At 69.3% G+C, this 16839-nt stretch carries 21 protein-coding genes; all 21 read left to right on the top strand.

The window, feature by feature from the left end; translation table 11 throughout:
- The first annotated feature begins 43 nt into the window (after positions 1-43).
- The 21 genes from FOF48_RS06315 (at position 44) to FOF48_RS06215 (ending at position 16705) form a co-directional block, all read left to right on the top strand.
- Positions 44-601, top strand: a complete 558-nt coding sequence (locus FOF48_RS06315; protein ID WP_143899268.1) for a hypothetical protein — start codon at positions 44-46, stop codon at positions 599-601.
- 95 nt (positions 602-696) lie between these two features.
- Positions 697-1131 (top strand): lipopolysaccharide assembly protein LapB, encoded by a 435-nt coding sequence (locus tag FOF48_RS06310; RefSeq protein ID WP_143899267.1) that lies wholly within the window; start codon positions 697-699, stop codon positions 1129-1131.
- Between the two features lie 25 nt (positions 1132-1156).
- Positions 1157-1552, top strand: coding sequence for a hypothetical protein (locus FOF48_RS06305; protein WP_143899266.1), 396 nt, complete (start codon positions 1157-1159; stop codon positions 1550-1552).
- Between the two features lie 9 nt (positions 1553-1561).
- Positions 1562-2398 carry a sigma-70 family RNA polymerase sigma factor gene (locus tag FOF48_RS06300; protein ID WP_143899265.1) on the top strand — a complete coding sequence of 279 codons (837 nt, stop codon included), beginning with the start codon at positions 1562-1564 and terminating at the stop codon, positions 2396-2398.
- On the top strand, positions 2280-2840 hold the full coding sequence (locus FOF48_RS06295) for an ATP-dependent helicase HrpB (RefSeq protein WP_235685431.1): 561 nt from the start codon (positions 2280-2282) through the stop codon (positions 2838-2840). The genes FOF48_RS06300 and FOF48_RS06295 overlap by 119 nt, the downstream gene beginning before the upstream one ends.
- Before the next feature lie 108 nt (positions 2841-2948).
- Positions 2949-3773 (top strand): type III secretion protein, encoded by an 825-nt coding sequence (locus tag FOF48_RS06290; protein ID WP_143899264.1) that lies wholly within the window; start codon positions 2949-2951, stop codon positions 3771-3773.
- A gap of 116 nt (positions 3774-3889) precedes the next feature.
- Positions 3890-6034: a hypothetical protein gene (locus tag FOF48_RS06285; protein ID WP_143899263.1), complete on the top strand. Its 2145-nt coding sequence runs from the start codon at positions 3890-3892 to the stop codon at positions 6032-6034.
- A gap of 24 nt (positions 6035-6058) precedes the next feature.
- Entirely contained in the window at positions 6059-6736 is a 678-nt protein-coding gene (locus tag FOF48_RS06280; RefSeq protein WP_143899262.1) for a FliH/SctL family protein, read from the top strand.
- Positions 6737-6767: 31 nt separating this feature from the next.
- Entirely contained in the window at positions 6768-8081 is a 1314-nt protein-coding gene (gene sctN / locus FOF48_RS06275) for a type III secretion system ATPase SctN (RefSeq protein ID WP_143899261.1), read from the top strand.
- Between the two features lie 61 nt (positions 8082-8142).
- Positions 8143-8631 carry a flagellar assembly protein FliH gene (locus tag FOF48_RS06270; RefSeq protein ID WP_143899260.1) on the top strand — a complete coding sequence of 163 codons (489 nt, stop codon included), beginning with the start codon at positions 8143-8145 and terminating at the stop codon, positions 8629-8631.
- 35 nt (positions 8632-8666) lie between these two features.
- Positions 8667-9575, top strand: a complete 909-nt coding sequence (locus tag FOF48_RS06265) for a flagellar hook-length control protein FliK (protein ID WP_143899259.1) — start codon at positions 8667-8669, stop codon at positions 9573-9575.
- The gene (gene sctQ, locus FOF48_RS06260) at positions 9572-10939 is read left to right on the top strand and encodes a type III secretion system cytoplasmic ring protein SctQ (RefSeq protein WP_143899258.1); all 1368 of its coding nucleotides are present in this window, start codon (positions 9572-9574) and stop codon (positions 10937-10939) included. Before FOF48_RS06265 ends, sctQ begins: the two co-directional genes overlap by 4 nt.
- A gap of 93 nt (positions 10940-11032) precedes the next feature.
- A complete protein-coding gene (locus tag FOF48_RS06255) occupies positions 11033-11689 on the top strand; it encodes a flagellar biosynthetic protein FliO (RefSeq protein ID WP_143899257.1) in 657 nt (218 codons plus the stop codon).
- Between the two features lie 10 nt (positions 11690-11699).
- On the top strand, positions 11700-12524 hold the full coding sequence (gene sctR, locus FOF48_RS06250) for a type III secretion system export apparatus subunit SctR (RefSeq protein WP_143899256.1): 825 nt from the start codon (positions 11700-11702) through the stop codon (positions 12522-12524).
- Positions 12525-12540: 16 nt separating this feature from the next.
- Positions 12541-12807, top strand: coding sequence for a flagellar biosynthesis protein FliQ (gene fliQ / locus FOF48_RS06245; RefSeq protein ID WP_014398418.1), 267 nt, complete (start codon positions 12541-12543; stop codon positions 12805-12807).
- 14 nt (positions 12808-12821) lie between these two features.
- Positions 12822-13622 carry a flagellar biosynthetic protein FliR gene (locus tag FOF48_RS06240; RefSeq protein ID WP_235685430.1) on the top strand — a complete coding sequence of 267 codons (801 nt, stop codon included), beginning with the start codon at positions 12822-12824 and terminating at the stop codon, positions 13620-13622.
- 18 nt (positions 13623-13640) lie between these two features.
- Entirely contained in the window at positions 13641-14723 is a 1083-nt protein-coding gene (sctU, locus tag FOF48_RS06235; protein ID WP_143899254.1) for a type III secretion system export apparatus subunit SctU, read from the top strand.
- Positions 14724-14733: 10 nt separating this feature from the next.
- Entirely contained in the window at positions 14734-15015 is a 282-nt protein-coding gene (locus tag FOF48_RS06230; RefSeq protein WP_143899253.1) for an EscU/YscU/HrcU family type III secretion system export apparatus switch protein, read from the top strand.
- 46 nt (positions 15016-15061) lie between these two features.
- A complete protein-coding gene (locus FOF48_RS06225; RefSeq protein WP_143899252.1) occupies positions 15062-15544 on the top strand; it encodes a hypothetical protein in 483 nt (160 codons plus the stop codon).
- 3 nt (positions 15545-15547) lie between these two features.
- On the top strand, positions 15548-16024 hold the full coding sequence (locus FOF48_RS06220; protein WP_143899251.1) for a SycD/LcrH family type III secretion system chaperone: 477 nt from the start codon (positions 15548-15550) through the stop codon (positions 16022-16024).
- Between the two features lie 99 nt (positions 16025-16123).
- Positions 16124-16705 carry a hypothetical protein gene (locus FOF48_RS06215; protein ID WP_143899250.1) on the top strand — a complete coding sequence of 194 codons (582 nt, stop codon included), beginning with the start codon at positions 16124-16126 and terminating at the stop codon, positions 16703-16705.
- Positions 16706-16839 lie beyond the last annotated feature (134 nt).

The following is a 16839-nucleotide window of genomic DNA, read 5'->3' as shown; positions in this document are numbered from 1 at the left end:
CCCATTTTGAATCTGAATCGCTGGCACCAGCGCGGAGGCTGAAATGAGCGTCAAGATCGACAGCGGCATGATGGGTCCGAACCTGCGCATGAACACCCAGATGACCACGGCCCGGCAGACGCCGAACACGAGCTTTGGCGCGCGGGTGCAGAATGGCCTGAACAACACCGTGGGCGCCGTGGGCGCCGGCGTGGGCGCCGTGGCCGGCTTCGTGCCGGGCGCGGGCATCGTCTCCGCCGCGGTCTCCTCCGCGCAGACCTTCTCCGGCGCCGCGGGCTCCGGCATGGCGGGCGGCCCCTACGTGGGCGTGATGAGCACCGGCTCCGGCGCGGTGCCCTCCACCAACCTGCCCGGTGCGGGCAGCGGCCTGCCCGTCTCGGGCGGCTCCACGACGATCGGCACCAGCGTCGGCTCCAGCACCGGCACCGTGAGCGACCAGCTCACGAACAACAGCAGCCTCAAGACGATGATGGACGACAACGTCAAGCTGCTGAACATGCAGTCGGCCATGCAGCACGAGTCGCAGCTCTTCACGGCTGTTTCCAACGTGATGAAGTCGCGGCACGATACGACCAAGAACTCCATCGGCAACATCCGCTAGTCTTCGCGGACAGCGGAATCTGACCGATGCAAGGAAGGCGGCCCTCGACGGCCGCCTTCCGTGCTTCGGGCGACCGGAAAGGCAGCGCGACATCCATGGCGGAGACCCCCTCGGAGATTGCCAACAGCCTCGTGCCCCTGGCGCGCCAGCCAGTCATGGTCCTGCTGGAGTCCGGCTACTTGTGGCTGGACATGGGTCACTTCGACAAGGCCCGTGAGGTCTTCGTCGGCGCCTCCGCGCTGATGCCCAAGAGCGAGGTGCCGCAGATCGGCATCGGCGCCGTGGAGTTCGCCCAGGGGCGTCACGACAAGGCCCTGGCGGCCTACCGGGTCGCTCAGCGGCTGGCGCCCCTGTCGTCCCTGCCCCGGGCACACGCGGGTGAAGCCCTGCTGTTCATGGGGAAGGTGCCGGAGGCCCTCAAGGAACTGAAGGCCGCCATGGACCTGGAGCCGGACAGCGACGGCGCGAAGCTGGCCCAGGCCCTCATCCAGGCCAAGGAAGCGGGGGCCCTGCCACCGCCGAAGAAGTAGCGGGTCGGAAGAAGGAGGTACGTCGATGGCTGTCGGTGGAGTCGGACGTGGGGGTGGGAAGGGCCGCGCGGGTGGCGTGAAGGGGGCGTCCGGTCCGGCCGGTGCCTCTGGCGCGTCCTTTGGCGGCAAGGTGGACCGCACGGAGTCTCTCGTCGGGCCTTCAGGTCTGGTAGGCTCCAGCAATGTCCAGGGCCCCCAGGCCACGGATCCGATCGCGGCGCAGGCACTCGCCATCGCCAAGCGGCTGAAGAACGGGGGCTTCAAGAGCAAGGAAGAGGCGACGAAGGCGCTCGTCTCCGAAGTGCTCCAGGAGAAGTTGAACATGAAGTCCGCGGCCCTGACGGGCCGCATCGCCGGGGCGCTGCAGGATGATCCCCGGCTGAACCAGGTTCTCGAGCGGCTGTGGTCCAAGGCCGAGTGAGCGCGCCGCTTGCCTCTGGGTGAAGACAGGAAGGTCATCCTGGAGAAGTACGGCCCGTACGTGCGGTCGCTCGCGGCCACCGTGCGCAAGCAGTTCAATGCCCAGCTGGAGCTGGATGAACTGCTGGCTTATGGACAAATCGGCCTCTTGGAGGCCGCGGAGCGCTTCGATCCCAAGGTCGGAGCCAACTTCCTCACCTTCGCCCACTACCGCATCAAGGGAGCCATCTTCGACGGGCTCCGGAAGATGGGGGTCCTGCGGGGCGCGGATGCCCGCACGGCCTACCAGGGCGAGCGCGCGACGGCGTATCTCGGAAATCTCGCCGATCGCGAGCAGGGCGCAAGCAACCGCGGGTCGTCATTCGACGATGATATTGGAGATATCTCGGATGCCGTGGCGGGCCTTGCCGCGGTGTTCGCGGCGGGGGCGGAAGGGGCGGAGGCGGCGGGATACGTGGATGAATCCCTCCCGGCGGATCAGCGCCTGGAGATGGAGCAGTTGAAGAACCGGGTGCGCTCGGCCATCGAGAAGCTTCCGGAGAAAGAGCGCAAGCTCCTGCAGGGCTATTACTTCCAGGGCCGTACGCTGGAGGAAGCAGGAGCGGAAATCGGGCAGTCGAAGAGCTGGGCATCGCGGCTTCATGCGCGGGCCATTGACCGGCTCAAGGAACTCTTGAACGAGGAGGAGGAACTCCCTCCCCCCTCGACGGATGCAAGGAGGGTGTCACATGGCGGCTCCGATGAGCGGCATCTCCGCGGGACAGGTGGCGCAGCAAAAGCTGCAGGATCAGGGCGCCCAGCAGACGCAGAAGACGGGCGCCTCGAAGTTCGACGGAGTTCTCGCTGACAAGGCGCAGGGCGCCGGTCAGGTGGACGCCGCCCAGAACGTGAACAAGGCCCATGCCGCGCAGGCCACCCAGAAGGTGGACTCCGTCCGCCAGGTGGAGACCGTCAACAAGGCGGAGAAGGCGAACCTGAACAAGGTGAGCGGCGCCGCCCAGCAGCCGGCCACCGCCAAGGGCGCGCAGCCCGTGGACGCGAAGGCGGAGGCCGCCAAGACGGGCAAGTCGGGCGGCATGGTGTCCGACCTCGTCTCCGGCCTGGAGAAGGGCCAGATCAGCATGGACAAGCTGATCAAGGAGGCCAGCTCCGGAAAGAACATGTCCAACGCGGAGATGCTCGGCCTCCAGGCCTCCATGTACAAGTACTCGCAGGAACTGGACCTCACGTCGAAGGTCGTCGAGAAGGCCACCAGCGGCCTGAAGGACGTCGTCAAGACGCAGGTCTGAAGTCCCCACCCCGCCGGGCCATGGCGGCATGCGAAGGGCGGTCCCTCCCAGGTTGGGAGGGGGCGCCCTTCCGCGTTTTGCAAGGGCCCTGTTAAGCTACCCGCGCCCATGACTCGCCGAACGTCCGTCTTCGCCGCCCCGCTCCTCGCCCTGCTGTTCCTCACCGGCTGCTCCATCGAGCTGCAGCACGAGCTGACGGAGGCGGATGCCAATGAAATCTATGTGCTGCTCAGCAAGAACGGCATCAACGCCAAGAAGGAGAAGGCGGAGGGGGGCAACGAAGTGCGCTTCACCATCGTCGTCCCCAAGGGCGACGCCGCGCAGGCCGCGGAGCTGCTGAAGCGCAACTCGCTGCCGCGCCCGGTGGAGAAGGGCCTGTCCCACTTCGCCAAGGGCAGCATGGTTCCCACCGCCACGGAGGAGCGCGCCATGCTCCTCAAGGCGATGGCTGGAGAAGTCTCCAACGCGCTCAACCAGATCGACGGCGTGCTGGAGGCGCGCGCCATCGTGATGGTGCCGGAGAACAACGACCTGTCGCAGCCGGAGAACCGGCCGATGCCGTCGGCCTCCGTGTTCATCAAGTACCGCCTGCTCGAGGGCGGCAAGGCCCCCGTCACCGTGGAGGCGGTGAAGCAGTTCGTCGCCAGCTCCGTCGCGGAGCTGAAGCCGGATGCCGTCACGGTGCTGATGACGGAGGCCATGGCCCCCACGGCGGAGACCACGGAGACCAACCGCCTCCAGGACGTGCTCGGCGTGCGCATGACGGCCGCCAGTGCGGGCACCTTCAAGATGATCCTCGGCTGCGCGTTCGCGCTCATCCTGGCGATGATGGGCCTCACCGCGTGGACGTTCATGCGCGGCGGTTCGGGCGGCGGCAATGCCGCGGCGACGGCGGCGCGTCCCGCCCGTGCGCGCGGCGGTCGCGCGGAGTAGGAGCCGTCCGGAGTCGCCCCCGCGGCCCTCCTGGGGCGGACCGCGGGACGTGTCCCCCAGGCCGGGGACACGCTCTCTTTCTTCCGCGGGCCACCTGGGGGCCCGCGAGGTGACCGTTGGATTCCTTCTTCACCTCGCTCAGCAAGCGCCAGACCATGATGCTGCTCACCGCGGTCACCTTCGGGGGCCAGGAGAGCGTGGCGGCGCTGGAGCATCTGCCGGACGAGGAAGGCGCGCTGCTGCGGCACCGCGCGCAGGAGATCCTCCAGATTCCGCGCGAGAAGCGCCTGCCCGCGGTGGTGCAGGAGCTCAAGCGCCTGATGAAGGACCGGCGCGGGCAGCTGTGGACCGCGGACCCGGAGCGACTCGCGGCGCTGCTCCAGCGCGAGCGCGGGGCCCTGGTGGAAGTCACCCTTCGCGCGCTGCCCGGCAACATGGCGGACGCGGTGCGCGGCCACCTGCCGCCCTCGCGGGTGAAGCTCACCCGCGAGGTTCGCCCGCAGGTCCTGGACATCATCCGCTGGAAGCTGGAGGAGGCGCTGGCCCGCGAAGTCGCTGGCCAGTCCGCGGGGTTCAAGTTCGCGGACGTGCTCAACCTCCAGACGCGTGAATTGCTCACGGTGAGTGATCGCCTGGGCGCGCGCGTGCTGGGCCCGGCGCTGGCGGGGCTGCCGGAAGACGAGCTCAACGGCCTCATGGAGTCGCTGCCGCCGGACCTGCTCCAACTCGCGAGCAAGTCCGTGGCGGCGAACGCGCCGCGCAAGCTGCCGGAAGAGGATGCTCGCGCGCAGATCAACCTCCACGAGGGCTTCAACCGGTTGGCGGGCGCCATCCGCAGCGCGGGGGTGCAGCGTCTGGCGCGTGCGTGCGTGGCGCAGTCCCCGGAGTTCGCAGCGCGCATGCTGGAGAAGCACCGCGGAGAGTTCGGCCACCTGCTGGCGAAGTGGGTGCGTGAGGAGCGGTCGCGTCCCACGGCCCGAGGCGACGGGGGACGCACCGACATCGTCATGGACCTGGAGCGGCTGGCCGTGCGCGGCCTCATCGAGCGGCCCGTGCGGTTGACGGCGCAGCCGCCGCGCCCCTCCGCCGTCCTGCCGCCACCGCCGGGCGCACGCAAGCCCGCGTCGGCCCCCGCGGCCCGTCCGGCTCCAGCCGGCGCCCCCGCGGCCCGTCCGGCTCCAGCCGGCGCCCCCGCGGCCCGTCCGGCTCCGTCTGGCGCCCCTTCGGCCCGTCCGGCCCCGTCCGGTGCCCCGGCCCCCCGCGAGGGACTGCGCACCAGCGCGCCGGATCCGTCACGCGCTCCAGCGCTCCGGGCCCCGAAGGCGCTGAGGGGCGGCGCGGGTGGCGGTGGGGAGGATGCCGGAGATGCCGCTGCCCGGCGCGACTTCATGGCCGAGCGCGCGGCCCGCCGCGCGGGCGCCGCATCCAGCCGAGACGCGGCGCCGGCCAACCCTCCGCCGGGAGGGCGTCCGCGCCCGGCGCCAGGGGAGGAGCGGGGCTCGTCGGTGGGGCCCGCGCCGCGCGCGTCCATGGCCTCCCCGGAAGGGGACGCGAACGGCTCGCGGATGCGCCGGATGCCGGTGGAGCGCGAGCGATCGCCTGCGCCGCGTGCGCCCGTGGTGCTTCCGGAGGGAGAAGTGGGCGGCTCGCAGATCCGCCGGATGCCGGTGGACCGAGGGCCCGCGCCGCGCGCGTCCACGGCCGCCCCGGAAGGGGACGCGAACGGCTCCCAGATGCGCCGGATGCCGGTGGAGCGAGGCTCGGCGGTGGGCCCCGCGCCCCGCGCGCCTACCGGTGCGGTCCCCAGCCGCCGTGAGCCGGAGGGCGCGGCGCGCCCCTCGCGTCCCGCGCGGGTGGATCCGGAAGGGGCCCGCATCGGACCTCCGCCCTCGCGGCTGGGCGCGCGCGGCGACCCACGCCCCGCGGCGCCAGAGGAGCCGCAGGGCCGCTCCGTCCGTGTCGAGCGCCCCACGCGGCCTCCCGCCGAGCCAGAAGCCCGGCCCGGCCGGCGTCCGGAGCCCCCGGGTGAGTCCGCCGACGGCGCCCGGGTGCTGCGCTCGCGCACCGGCTCGCGTCCCGTGGCACGTCCCGAACCGGGCGCCGAGCCCGAGCGTCCCCCTCGCGTCCTCTCCAGCCAGGCGTCCTCACGGGCCTCGGAGGGAACCCAGGTGGGCCGCAGGCGCCCCGCTCCCACGGACCCGCCAGGCCCGGAAGGCGCGGGAGGCCCCGGAGGGCGTGGACCGCGCGGCGGAACGCGCTAGCATCCGGTCTCCAAGGAGCGGCCCATGGCGATCGGCAAGGTAATCAAGGGGGACGGGTTGGCGGAGCCGGTGGCGGTCGCCTCGTCCGAGCGTCCCGCGCTGCGTCCGCCGCGCGCGGGCGTGATGAACGCCGAGGTCTTCGAGGCCCGCCAGGGCGCCCAGGGCATCATCGAGGACGCCCATCGCGAGCGCGAGCGCATCCTCGCCGAGGCCCAGCGCGAGAAGGAGGAGCTGTTCGCCAAGGCGCGCGACATGGGCCGCCAGGAGGGCCTGGCCCAGTCGACGGAGCTGCTCCTGCGCGCGAAGATGCAGGCCGGGGAGCTGCTCAACACCCAGGAGCAGGACATCATCGCGCTGTCGCTGAAGATGGCGGAGAAGATCCTCGGCCGCGACCTGGAGCGCGACCCGGACCTGCTGGTGGACATGTGCGCCGCGGCCATCGACAACCTGCGCAACGCGCGCGCCATGGTGCTCCGCGTGCACCCGAAGACCGCCGCGGTGCTGCGCGCCAAGCGCCCCGTGCTGATGGAGCTCATCGGCCGCACGGTGGACCTGGCCATCAAGGAAGACCCGGAGGTCGCCGCGGTGGGCTGCATCGTGCAGACGGAGTACGGCACGGTGGACGCGCAGCTGCCCACCCAACTGGAGATGCTCCAGAACCTCCTGATGCCGGACCCCGCGCGCAAGAGCGGTCCGGCCTGAGGGCCAAGGCCCGCGCCCCACGGAGTCCCCCATGGCCATCGACCTTTCGCGCTACTTCGAGCTCATCAAGGAAGCGTCCCTCGTCCGGGTGCGCGGCCGCGTCACCGAACTGACCGGCCTCGTCATCAAGGCGAGCGTGCCCAACGTGCGCATTGGCGAGGTGGTGCTCGTCAAGAACCGCCAGCGCGGCCTGATGAAGTCGGAGGTGGTGGGCTTCGTGGGCGACGAGGTGATGCTCATGCCCCTGGGCGAGCTGTACGGCATCGGGCCGGACAGCGAGTGCATCCCCACCGGCCGCCCGCTCACCATCAAGTGCGGGGACGCGCTCCTGGGCCGCGTGCTCAACGGCATCGGCGAGCCCATGGACGGCAGGCCCCTGGAGGGCGAGGGCTTTGTTGACTGGTCCGTGGACCGCGACTGTCCGGACCCCTTCACCCGCCAGCGCATCGAACGGCCGCTGCCCCTGGGGGTGCGCTGCATCGACGGACTGCTCACGGTGGGCGAAGGCCAGCGCGTGGGCCTCTTCGCGGGCTCCGGCGTCGGCAAGTCCACGTTGATGGGCCAGATTGCACGCAACACGCAAGCGGACCTCAGCGTCGTGGCGCTCATCGGCGAACGTGGTCGCGAGGTGCGCGAGTTCATCGAGGACGCGATGGGCGAGGAGGGCATGAAGCGCGCCGTGCTCGTGTGCGCCACGTCGGATCAGCCCAGCCTCGTGCGTCTGCGCGCCGCCTATGTCGCCACGGCCATCGCGGAGTACTTCCGCGAGCGCGGCGGCAACGTGCTCTTCATGCTCGACACGGTGACGCGTCTGGCGCGCGCCCAGCGCGACATCGGCCTCGCCATTGGCGAGCCCCCCGCGCGTCAGGGCTATCCGCCCAGCGTCTTCTCCATGCTGCCGCGCATCCTGGAGCGCACGGGCAACTCGGAGAAGGGCAAGTGCACCGCCATCTACACCTGCCTCGTGGCCGGCGGTGACATGGAAGAGCCCATCGCCGACGAAGTCCGAGGTATTCTCGACGGCCACTTCATCCTCAACCGTGCCCTGGGCGAGCGGAACCAGTGGCCCGCGATGGACGTGCTGGCCAGCCTCAGCCGTGTGATGAGCGGCATCGTCACCAAGGAGCACAAGAAGGCCGCGGGGAAGCTGCGCGAGACGCTCTCCACCTACGAGAAGCAGCGCGACCTCATCCTGCTGGGCGCCTACCAGGCGGGCGCCGACCCCAAGACGGACTACGCCATCGAGAAGTACGACGCCATCATCGACTTCCTCAAGCAGGACACCCACTCCAACTCCCCCTACGAGGAGACGGTGGAGAAGCTCATCGCCCTGTTCGAGGACTGAAGCGCCTCCATCCGGGGGGAGCCGCGTGGACAGGGCCGTTTTTGGGTAGGATGCCCTCACCATGCCCCCGTACCGGTTGCAGGTGTTGTTGGACATGCGTGAGAAGGCGAAGGAGGAGGCCGAGCGGGCCTTCTCCGACGCCATCAAGGCGCTGGAGAAGGAAAAGCAGGAGCAGGTGCGCCTGGAGGCGGAGCTGGAGCGCCGCCGCAAGGAGCGCAAGGCGAAGGTCGCCGAGTACTTCCAGCAGCTGATGGCCAAGGGCGCCGGCATCAACGGCATGAACATGATGGGCCGCTTCGAGGAGCGCCTGAAGGACGACGAGGCCCAGGTCGCGCTCCAGATTGAGCACCAGAAGGAGGTGGTCCGGACGGCCGCCCGCCTGGTGGAGCAGCGCCGCATGCTGATGGCCGAGGCCGCCAAGGAGCTCAAGGCCATCGAAAAGAACAAGGAAACGTTCCAGAAGCAGGTGCGCAAGGAACGTCAGGAGCGCGAGGAACTGAACCAGGAGGAGATCGGCAACGCCTTGTTCCTGGCCCGCCAGCGCAAGTAACCTCCCGCCGCCCGCTTTGAGTCTGGAGAGACCCCATGAGCCGAGTTGATGATGATCGCGATGCCGCGCGCTTGGCGGAGCGGATGATCCAGGAGCGCAAGCTCGCGGAGGCGAAGACCCAGAAGCGCCTGCAGGGGGACTCCGTCTTCTCCAAGCTCGTCCAGCAGGGGCAGGCCGAACAGGCCCAGCCGAAGGCGGCGCAGGAGCAGAAGCTGCCCCTGGGCAAGCAGGTGCTCGCGCGCGCCGCCCAGGGCCAGGCGAAGACCTTCGACGAGAAGCTGGCCCAGAAGGAGGCCCCCACGGCCCGGCCCGGCGAATCCGCTCAGGGCGCCCAGCAGTCCCAGCGCAACGGCGAGACCCAGAACCTGTCGAAGCAGTCGGAGACCCGCAAGTCGGAGGTCGTGGAGGAGAAGCGCTCCAACGACGTACGCGAGGGTGACCTGTCCAAGTCGGAAGGGCAGGCCGGGCGGCTGAGCCAGGAGAAGGGCGAGCTGAAGATCGACGTCAACGCCGGCGGCGGCAAGGGCGCGGGCGGGGGCGGAGCCAGCAAGGACAAGGACGACAAGGGCGGGCAGATGGCCGCCGCGGGCTTCCGCTTCAACCCCGCGTTGATGGCGCCGGTGCCGGTGGCCAAGCCCAAGGACACGGCGGGCTCGGAGCGCCTGCGCGCCATGGCCAACGAGATCGCCCAGAAGATCGTGGAGCGCGTGCGCGTGGGCACCAACGCCGCGGGCAACGCGGAGTTCCAGATCGACCTGCGCGGGGATGTGCTCAACGGCCTGTCCATCAAGGTCAGCGCGAAGAACGGCAAGATCTCCGCGGTCTTCAGCGGCAACGACCGCGACACGCTGAAGCTCCTGGAAGAGCAGAGCGATGGCCTGCGCAGCGCCCTGGGAGGCCGGGGGCTGGCGCTTGAAACGTTGAGGTTCGAGGCGAAGACATGAGCCTGGAGCCGGACGACGAGCCCGGAGTCTTCGAGCGCACCATGTTGGTCGACACCCGGAAGCTGGGACCTCCCCCGAAGCCCGCGGCTCCGGCGCCGGCCCCCGCGCCGGTCTCGCCGTGGCGGCCGTTCGCCTTCACGGGCCTGGAGAAGGTGTCGCGGATGCAGGGCCAGCTGGCCGAGCGGCTGCGCTGGCTCACGCCCAACGCGGGCACGCTGGAGACCGTCTGCGCGCGCCTCAAGGCCCTGTTCGACGTGGACGTGCGCCTGTCGGTGGAGTCCGCCCAGGCTCGCCCCATGACGGAGCTGCGCCGCTTCCTGGGCGACCCGTCCTTCCTGGCGGTGCTGGCGCCCGGCGCGCTCAAGGGCCGGGTGGTCCTGGAGATCGAGCTGTCCCTGGCGCACTCGGCGGTGGACCTGCTGCTGGGCGGCGCCGGTGAGACGGTGGGGCTCAGGCCCCTGACGGACATCGAGGAGGGCGTGATGGGCTACGTCGTCCTGGAGGCCCTGAAGGAGCTGGTTCCCGGGCTGCAGCCGGGCGTCCCCCGGCCCCGGCTGGACGGTGTGGCGCGCGGCGTGGACGAGGTCTCCGCGCGGCTGGGCGAGGACGGCCCGATGCTGGCGGTCCACCTGAACGCGGTGCTGGGGTCGCACCGCGGCATCGTGCGGCTGGTGGTTCCGTCGGCGGTGCTGGAGGCGGCCGAACCCGCGGTGGAGAGCGCGCAGCGGCGCGAGCTGCGACGCCAGGACATGCGGGCCAACGGGCGGCGGCTGTCCTCGCTGCGCGACTGGCTGCGCGCGGAGATTGGCGTGGCGGAGCTGTCCGCGCAGGACCTGACGTCCCTGCGCATCAAGGACGTGCTGCTGCTGGACCTGCTGTCGGCGCGGCCGGACCGGGGTGAAGCCGGGACGGCCCAGCTGCGGCTGGGCCAGGGCCGCACCGGCCACTTCGCGGCGGACGTGTTCGTGGAGAACGGCCGCTATCGAGCGCGCATCACGGACATCATCCCCGGAGAGGCGGGCAACCCGCAGGGTGGGGAGTCCGGGGGTGGCTCGGAAGAGAAAGAGGACTTCACCAACCCGGAGCTGGGCGTGCCTCCGGAACTGGAAGGGGCGGCATTGGACGACAACAACCGGGACGGAAGCGATCTGCTCAGCGACCTGCCCTTGCAGGTGGCGGTGGAGCTGGCTCGCGTACCCATCACGGCCGAACAGGTGGTGGGCCTGCGCACAGGTCAGGTCATCGACCTGCGCCGTGGGGCCGGGGAGCCCGTGGACCTGTCCGTCAACGGCAAGGTCGTGGCCCGGGGCGAGCTCGTCGAACTGGAGGGGCAGTTGGGTGTGCGCATCATCCATCTCAGCTGAGCGCTCCGCGCCCAGGGCAGGCGGGCAGGGGGGCCTGGTCCTGTCCGGCCCCGTGGCGGTCCTGACTCGGGTGCACTAGGCTCGCGCCCATCCATGGCAGTCCTTCGCCTCTCCTCCTCGCGCCTGTTGCTCGGCGCCGTGCTGTTCCTCACGTCGCCCGCCGCCCTGGCGCAGGCGTCCGCCATCTCCGCCTCGCCCGATGCCTCCGTGAAGGAGTCCTCGGTGGCTCCGGTGGAGGCTTCGCCCGCCGAACCCAAGGCGGCGCCCGCGGCCGCGGACGCCCTCAGCGGGGCGGCCCGCGCCACGCGCCACGCGGACGAACTGGACCGCGAGCTGGGCGTGGCCGCGCCCGAGGCCGCCGAGGAGCAGGAGAGCCTGGTCTGGGTGGTGGTGCGCACGGTGGCGCTCCTGGGCGCGGTGCTCGCGTCCATCTACCTGACGCTCAACGTGGGCCTGCGCCGGCTGATGGGGTTGCAGGGCGTGCCCGTGGGCAAGGCGTCGGTCGTGTCGGTGATGGAGCGCATTCCGCTGGATCAGCGGCGCACGCTCTTCGTCCTGAAGGCCGCGGACGAGTACCTGCTGGTGGGCGGCGGCGAGGGTGGCGTTCAACTGGTTTCCAAGCTGGACCGCGACGCCGTGGAGCGCATCCGCGCCGCGCGGCCTCCGGCGGCTCCGGTGTCCCTGAGTCCTTTCCTCCAGAAGCTCCTCTCCCGCCGGACCGGTGGCACCACGCCGCCGCCGGGCGTCTGAAGGCCGTCCCGTGAACCGTTCGTCTCCCGCCCGTCCGCCGCTGTTCCGCGCTCCGCCCTGGCTCTTCGCGGCCCTCGTGTCGCTGCACCCCTTCGTCGCGTCCGCGGCGAAGAAGGGTGGGGACGCGCTCCCGGACGAGCTGTTGAAGGAGGCGGTGAACACCGACTCGTTCACCTCCCGTCCGCTCATCCTCATCCTCGCGCTCGCGGCCATGTCGCTGGTCCCGTTCGCGCTGATGATGGTGACGAGCTTCGTGAAGATCTCGGTGGTGCTCTCCATCGTCCGCTCGGCGCTGGGCACCCAGCAGATTCCCCCCACCCAGGTCATCACCGGGCTGGCCATCATCCTCACCGTCTACATCATGGCCCCCGTGGGGCAGGAGATGTACCGGGCGGGCGGCGTGGACGTCTGGTCCCGAGGCACGTCGGTGTTCTCATCGGAGACGGTGGGCACGCTGCTGGGGGCCGCGGACAAGTCCAAGGAACCCCTGCGCGAGTTCCTGATGAAGAAGGTCACCAACAAGGACCGCACGCTCTTCTACAGCCTGGCGAAGAAGATGCGGAAGGAGGAGGACCGCAAGGACATTGGCCCGAATGACTTCATGGTCATCGTGCCGGCCTTCGTCGTGTCCGAACTGAAGGAGGCCTTCCAGATTGGCTTCCTGCTCTTCGTGCCCTTCATCGTCATCGACATGGTGGTGGCCAACATCCTCCTGGCGCTGGGCATGCACATGCTGTCGCCCACGACCATCTCCATGCCCTTCAAGCTGCTGCTGTTCGTGCTCGTGGACGGCTGGTACCTCATCGCCAAGGGCCTGGTCATCGGCTACCTGTAAGGAGCGCCGCACTCCCATGAATCAGCTCACGTTCATCACCCAGGAGGCGCTGTTCCTGGTGCTCGTGGTCTCCGCGCCGCCGGTGCTCATGAGCCTCCTGGTGGGCTTCCTCATCTCGCTGTTCCAGGCCACCACGCAGATTCAAGAGCAGACGCTCACGTTCGCGCCCAAGGTCGTCCTGGTCTTCGGCGTGCTGGCCATGACGGGCCCGTGGATTGGCGGCCAGCTCCTGCGCTTCACCTTCCACGTCTTCGACCGGTTCCCGGCGCTCATCGGCAGATGAATATCGGCGAACTCATGGCCGAGCTGAGTTCTCGGGTCAACCTGTCGGTCGTCATCTTCACGATGGCGCTCATCATGTGCCGGGTGATGCCCATCCTCATCTTCAGCCCCTTCCTGGGCGGCGAGGTCGTGCCCTCGGAGATGAAGCTGGGGCTGGGCCTGCTGATCTCCGCGGTGCTGTTCCCCTCCGTGGCGGACCGGATGGACCGGATTCCCCTGAGCGCGCTCCCGTACATCGGGCTGCTGCTCAAGGAGGTCTTCATCGGCGTGGCGCTGTCGTACATCGTCAACGTCGTGTTCGACGCGGCCCGCGTGGCCGGCACGCTGATGGACACCATGTCGGGCAGCAACAACGCCCAGCTCTACGTGCCGCAGCTGGGCACCCAGGTGTCGCTCTTCTCCAGCCTCAAGGTGCAGCTGTGCGTGGTGCTGTTCCTGTCGCTGAACGGGCACCACATCATCATCCGGGCGCTCGGGGACAGCCTCGCCATCGTGCCGCTGGAGGGCTTTCCGCACTTCAGCCGCGGCGTGTGGCCCTTCTTCGACCTGATGATCCGCTCCTTCGCGGACCTCCTGAAGATCAGCCTGGCGCTGGCCGGCCCTGGCATGGTGGCGGCGTTCGTCACGGACCTGTCCCTGGGCGCCATCAACCGCGTCGCGCCGCAGATCCAGGTGTTCTTCATCTCCATGTCGCTCAAGCCCCTGGTGGGCGTGCTGATCATGTTCATCGCGGTGCACGTGATCATCGGACGCATGCAGCAGGAGCTGGCCAACATGCTCCGCATGGTCCAGCACGCCATCCGGCTGCTGGCCTGAGCCCCCCGGGATTCCTCCATGTCGGACGAGAGTGGCGACAAAACAGAAGAACCGTCGCAGAAGAAGCTCGACGACGCGCGCAAGAAGGGGCAGACCTGGAAGAGCAAGGACCTGACGGGCGTGGCCGTGCTCGTCGCCGGCCTGGGCATCGTCAAGGCGACCTGGGACAACGTGGAGACGGAGATCTCCACGCTCTTCCGCTTCAGCTTCGACGCCATCGCCCATTCACAGGACCTGGGGCTGGCGACGACGCAGCTGCTCTACATGGGCCTGCGCACGCTGCTGCTCCTGACGGTGCCGGTGGTGGGGGGCGCGGCGGTGCTGGGCGGGCTCCTGGACTTCCTCCAGGTGGGGTCGCTCTTCACCATCGACCCGCTCATCCCCAAGTTCGACAAGCTCAACCCCATCGCCGGGTTGAAGAACATGTTCTCGAAGAAGTCCTTCGTGGAACTGCTCAAGAACCTCATCAAGATCTCCGTCGCCGCCTACGTCGTCTATGGCGTGGTGCGCGACTCGATGCCCCTGGTCATCGAAACCGTGCGGCAGGACACGCACGGCATCATGGCCATCCTGGGGGAGCTCATCTACCGGGTGAGCGTGCGCATCGTGATGCTCTTCGTCATCTTCGGCGTGTTCGACGTGTGGTGGCAGCGCAAGTCGTACATGAAGGACATGATGATGACGAAGGAGGAGGTGAAGAAGGAGTACAAGCAGAGCGAAGGCGACCCGCACCACAAGGCCAAGCGCAAGGAACTCCACCACGAAATCATGGAGGGGGCCCAGATGGAGGCGGTGAAGGACGCGAGCGTCATCGTCACCAACCCGGACCACGTCGCGGTGGCGCTGATGTACGACCAGAACAAGGACGGGGCGCCCCGGGTCATCGTCAAGGGCATGGACGCCAAGGCGGAGCGCATCAAGGCGCTGGCGCGCGAGTCGGACGTGCCGCTGCTGCGCAACGTCCCGCTGGCGCACGCGCTGCTTCGCGTGGAGGTGGGGGAGGAAGTCCCGGAGGAGCTCTACGACGCGGTCGCCGAGGTGTTGAACTTCGTCTACGGGCTCAAGCAGCAGCAGACCGCGGCGCCGCCAGCGCGCGCCTGAGGAGAAGGCCATGGCCAGCGACGAAGAGGCGGACATCGCCATCGCCATCAAGTACGACAACAAGGCGGACGGCGCGCCCCGCATCGTGGCGAAGGGCATGCGCCTCAAGGCGGAGAAGATCCGGGAGATCGCCAAGCAGTATGGCATCCCGGTGATGCGCAACGTGTCCCTGGCGCACGCCCTGTACCGGGTGGACGTGGGGCAGGAAGTGCCCGAAGAGCTCTACGACGCGGTCGCGGAAGTGTTGAACTTCGTCTACGCCCTCCAGCGCGAGCAGACGGGCGGACGCTGAAGGGGGCTGGACGCGGGCCCCCTACCTGTATTGAAGTCGGGCCACCATGGCCAGAATCAACAATCAGCCCCCCAGCACCGCGCTTTGGCCCTGGGGAGGTCCTCGCAGCGTCCGTGAGCGGTTGGTGGATCCCGCCCAGCTCGAGCGGGCGAAGAAGGCGCGCAAGGCGGGCAACATCAAGAACCCGTCGATGCCCTCGGCGGCGCTGCTGGACTTCATCGGTCCCGCGCACTCGTCGGAGGAGCTTCGGCTGCCGCTGCCGCCGCACCCGGGCGGGCACGACGCGGACCTGGAGGGCTTCAGCGACCGGCCCCACCTGGCCAGCGTCGCCGGCCGTGGGGATGACGGGCAGCGCCGGATGCTGGAGCGCGGCCTGTCCCGCGTGAACGCGCCGCCGGAGCGCCTGGAGCGCCTCAAGGCGCTGCTGCAGCGCGAGTCCGCGATGCTCGGCCTGGTGGACCAGGTGAGCGCGGAGTCCCAGGAGATCATCCGCCGCATGTGGGAAGAGCAGAAGGACGAGGGCTACTGACCCATGGCGGCGCTGGACCCGGAAGATCCGCAGGACGAGGCCAAGCTCACCGCGCTCCTTCAGCGCTGGGCGGAGGGCAAGGCCACGCTCCGCGAGGTGCGCGGCTATTCCAACGACGAGCTGTACGCCATCGCCAAGACGGCCTACTTCTTCTTCTACCAGGGCCGGGTGGCGGAGGCGCGCACGCTGTTCCAGGGCCTCTACGCGGTGAACCCCACCGACGTGTACTTCGCCAAGGCGCTTGGGGTGGTGGAGATGGCCGCGGGCAACGGCCAGGGCGCGCTGGCCGCCTTCGACGTGGCCGCGAAGCTGGCGCCGCAGGATCCCGCCGTCTACGTGGGCCGCGCGGAGGTGAAGCTGGCCATGGGACAGAAGCCCCAGGCGCTCGAGGACCTCCGTCGCGCCGCGGCGATGACGCCCGTGGATGATCCGGTGGTGCGCAAGGCGGGCGCCATGGTGAACGCGCTCACGCGCCGCTGATCCGCTGGCCGGGCCTCGCGCCTGCCCCGCGCGTCGGATGTGGAAGCCCCGTAATATCTGTTAGGCTCGATTCATTCACCTCAACCGATGGAGAGGTTCATGGCCCCCCCCAAGAAAGAGATTCCGCCGCTGCCGCCGGAGCCGCCGGAGCTGACGGCGAAGCGCGAGAAGCTGCTGGTGGAGCTGGACGAGCAGTCCAAGTCCGCGACGGGCACGTTCCAGCAGGTGCTGCGCAACATGCGCAAGCTGGTGGCTTCCTCGGCCCCGACGGCGCCGTTGGATCAGCAGCTCTACACCGACGTGAAGGACGCGCTCACGCGCTTCATGAAGGAGCCCATCCTCCCGCCTCCACCCATCCTGGGCCAGGTGGTGGAGTACCTCCAGCACCGCATCTCCACCTACGGCATGACCATCCAGAAGGCCGTGATGGAAATGAACCCGGAGATCGGCGCCAAGCTGGCCATCACCCCTCCGGGCGCGGCGGCCCCGACGGCGGCGGCGCCCGCTGCTTCCCGTCCGGGCCCCAAGGGCAGCTCCGACGGCTTCGAGAGCTCCAGCCGGGGCAAGATGAACCTGAACCCGGAGCCCGCGGGCACGCCTGATCCGAAGGCGGAGCAGCAGCAGCTGGAGTCCTTCAAGGCCTGGATGAAGAATCCGGCACTTGGGAAGTTGAAGGGCTGACAGTCCCGTCCTTCTCCCGGCGGGTAGGGGACAGGAAATGATCCAGGTAATCTCCCAGGAAACTCTGGACCCCCACCACCGATAATCTTTTTGTAGCTGTCGCCGTACAAACCTCCGTCGTCCTCCTGAAGGAG

The sequence above is a fragment of the Corallococcus sp. Z5C101001 genome, assembly GCF_007352635.1.
GTDB classification, from domain to species: domain Bacteria; phylum Myxococcota; class Myxococcia; order Myxococcales; family Myxococcaceae; genus Corallococcus; species Corallococcus silvisoli.
The sequence above is the reverse complement of the archived record's forward strand: the minus strand, read 5'-3'. Positions and strand labels throughout refer to the sequence as shown.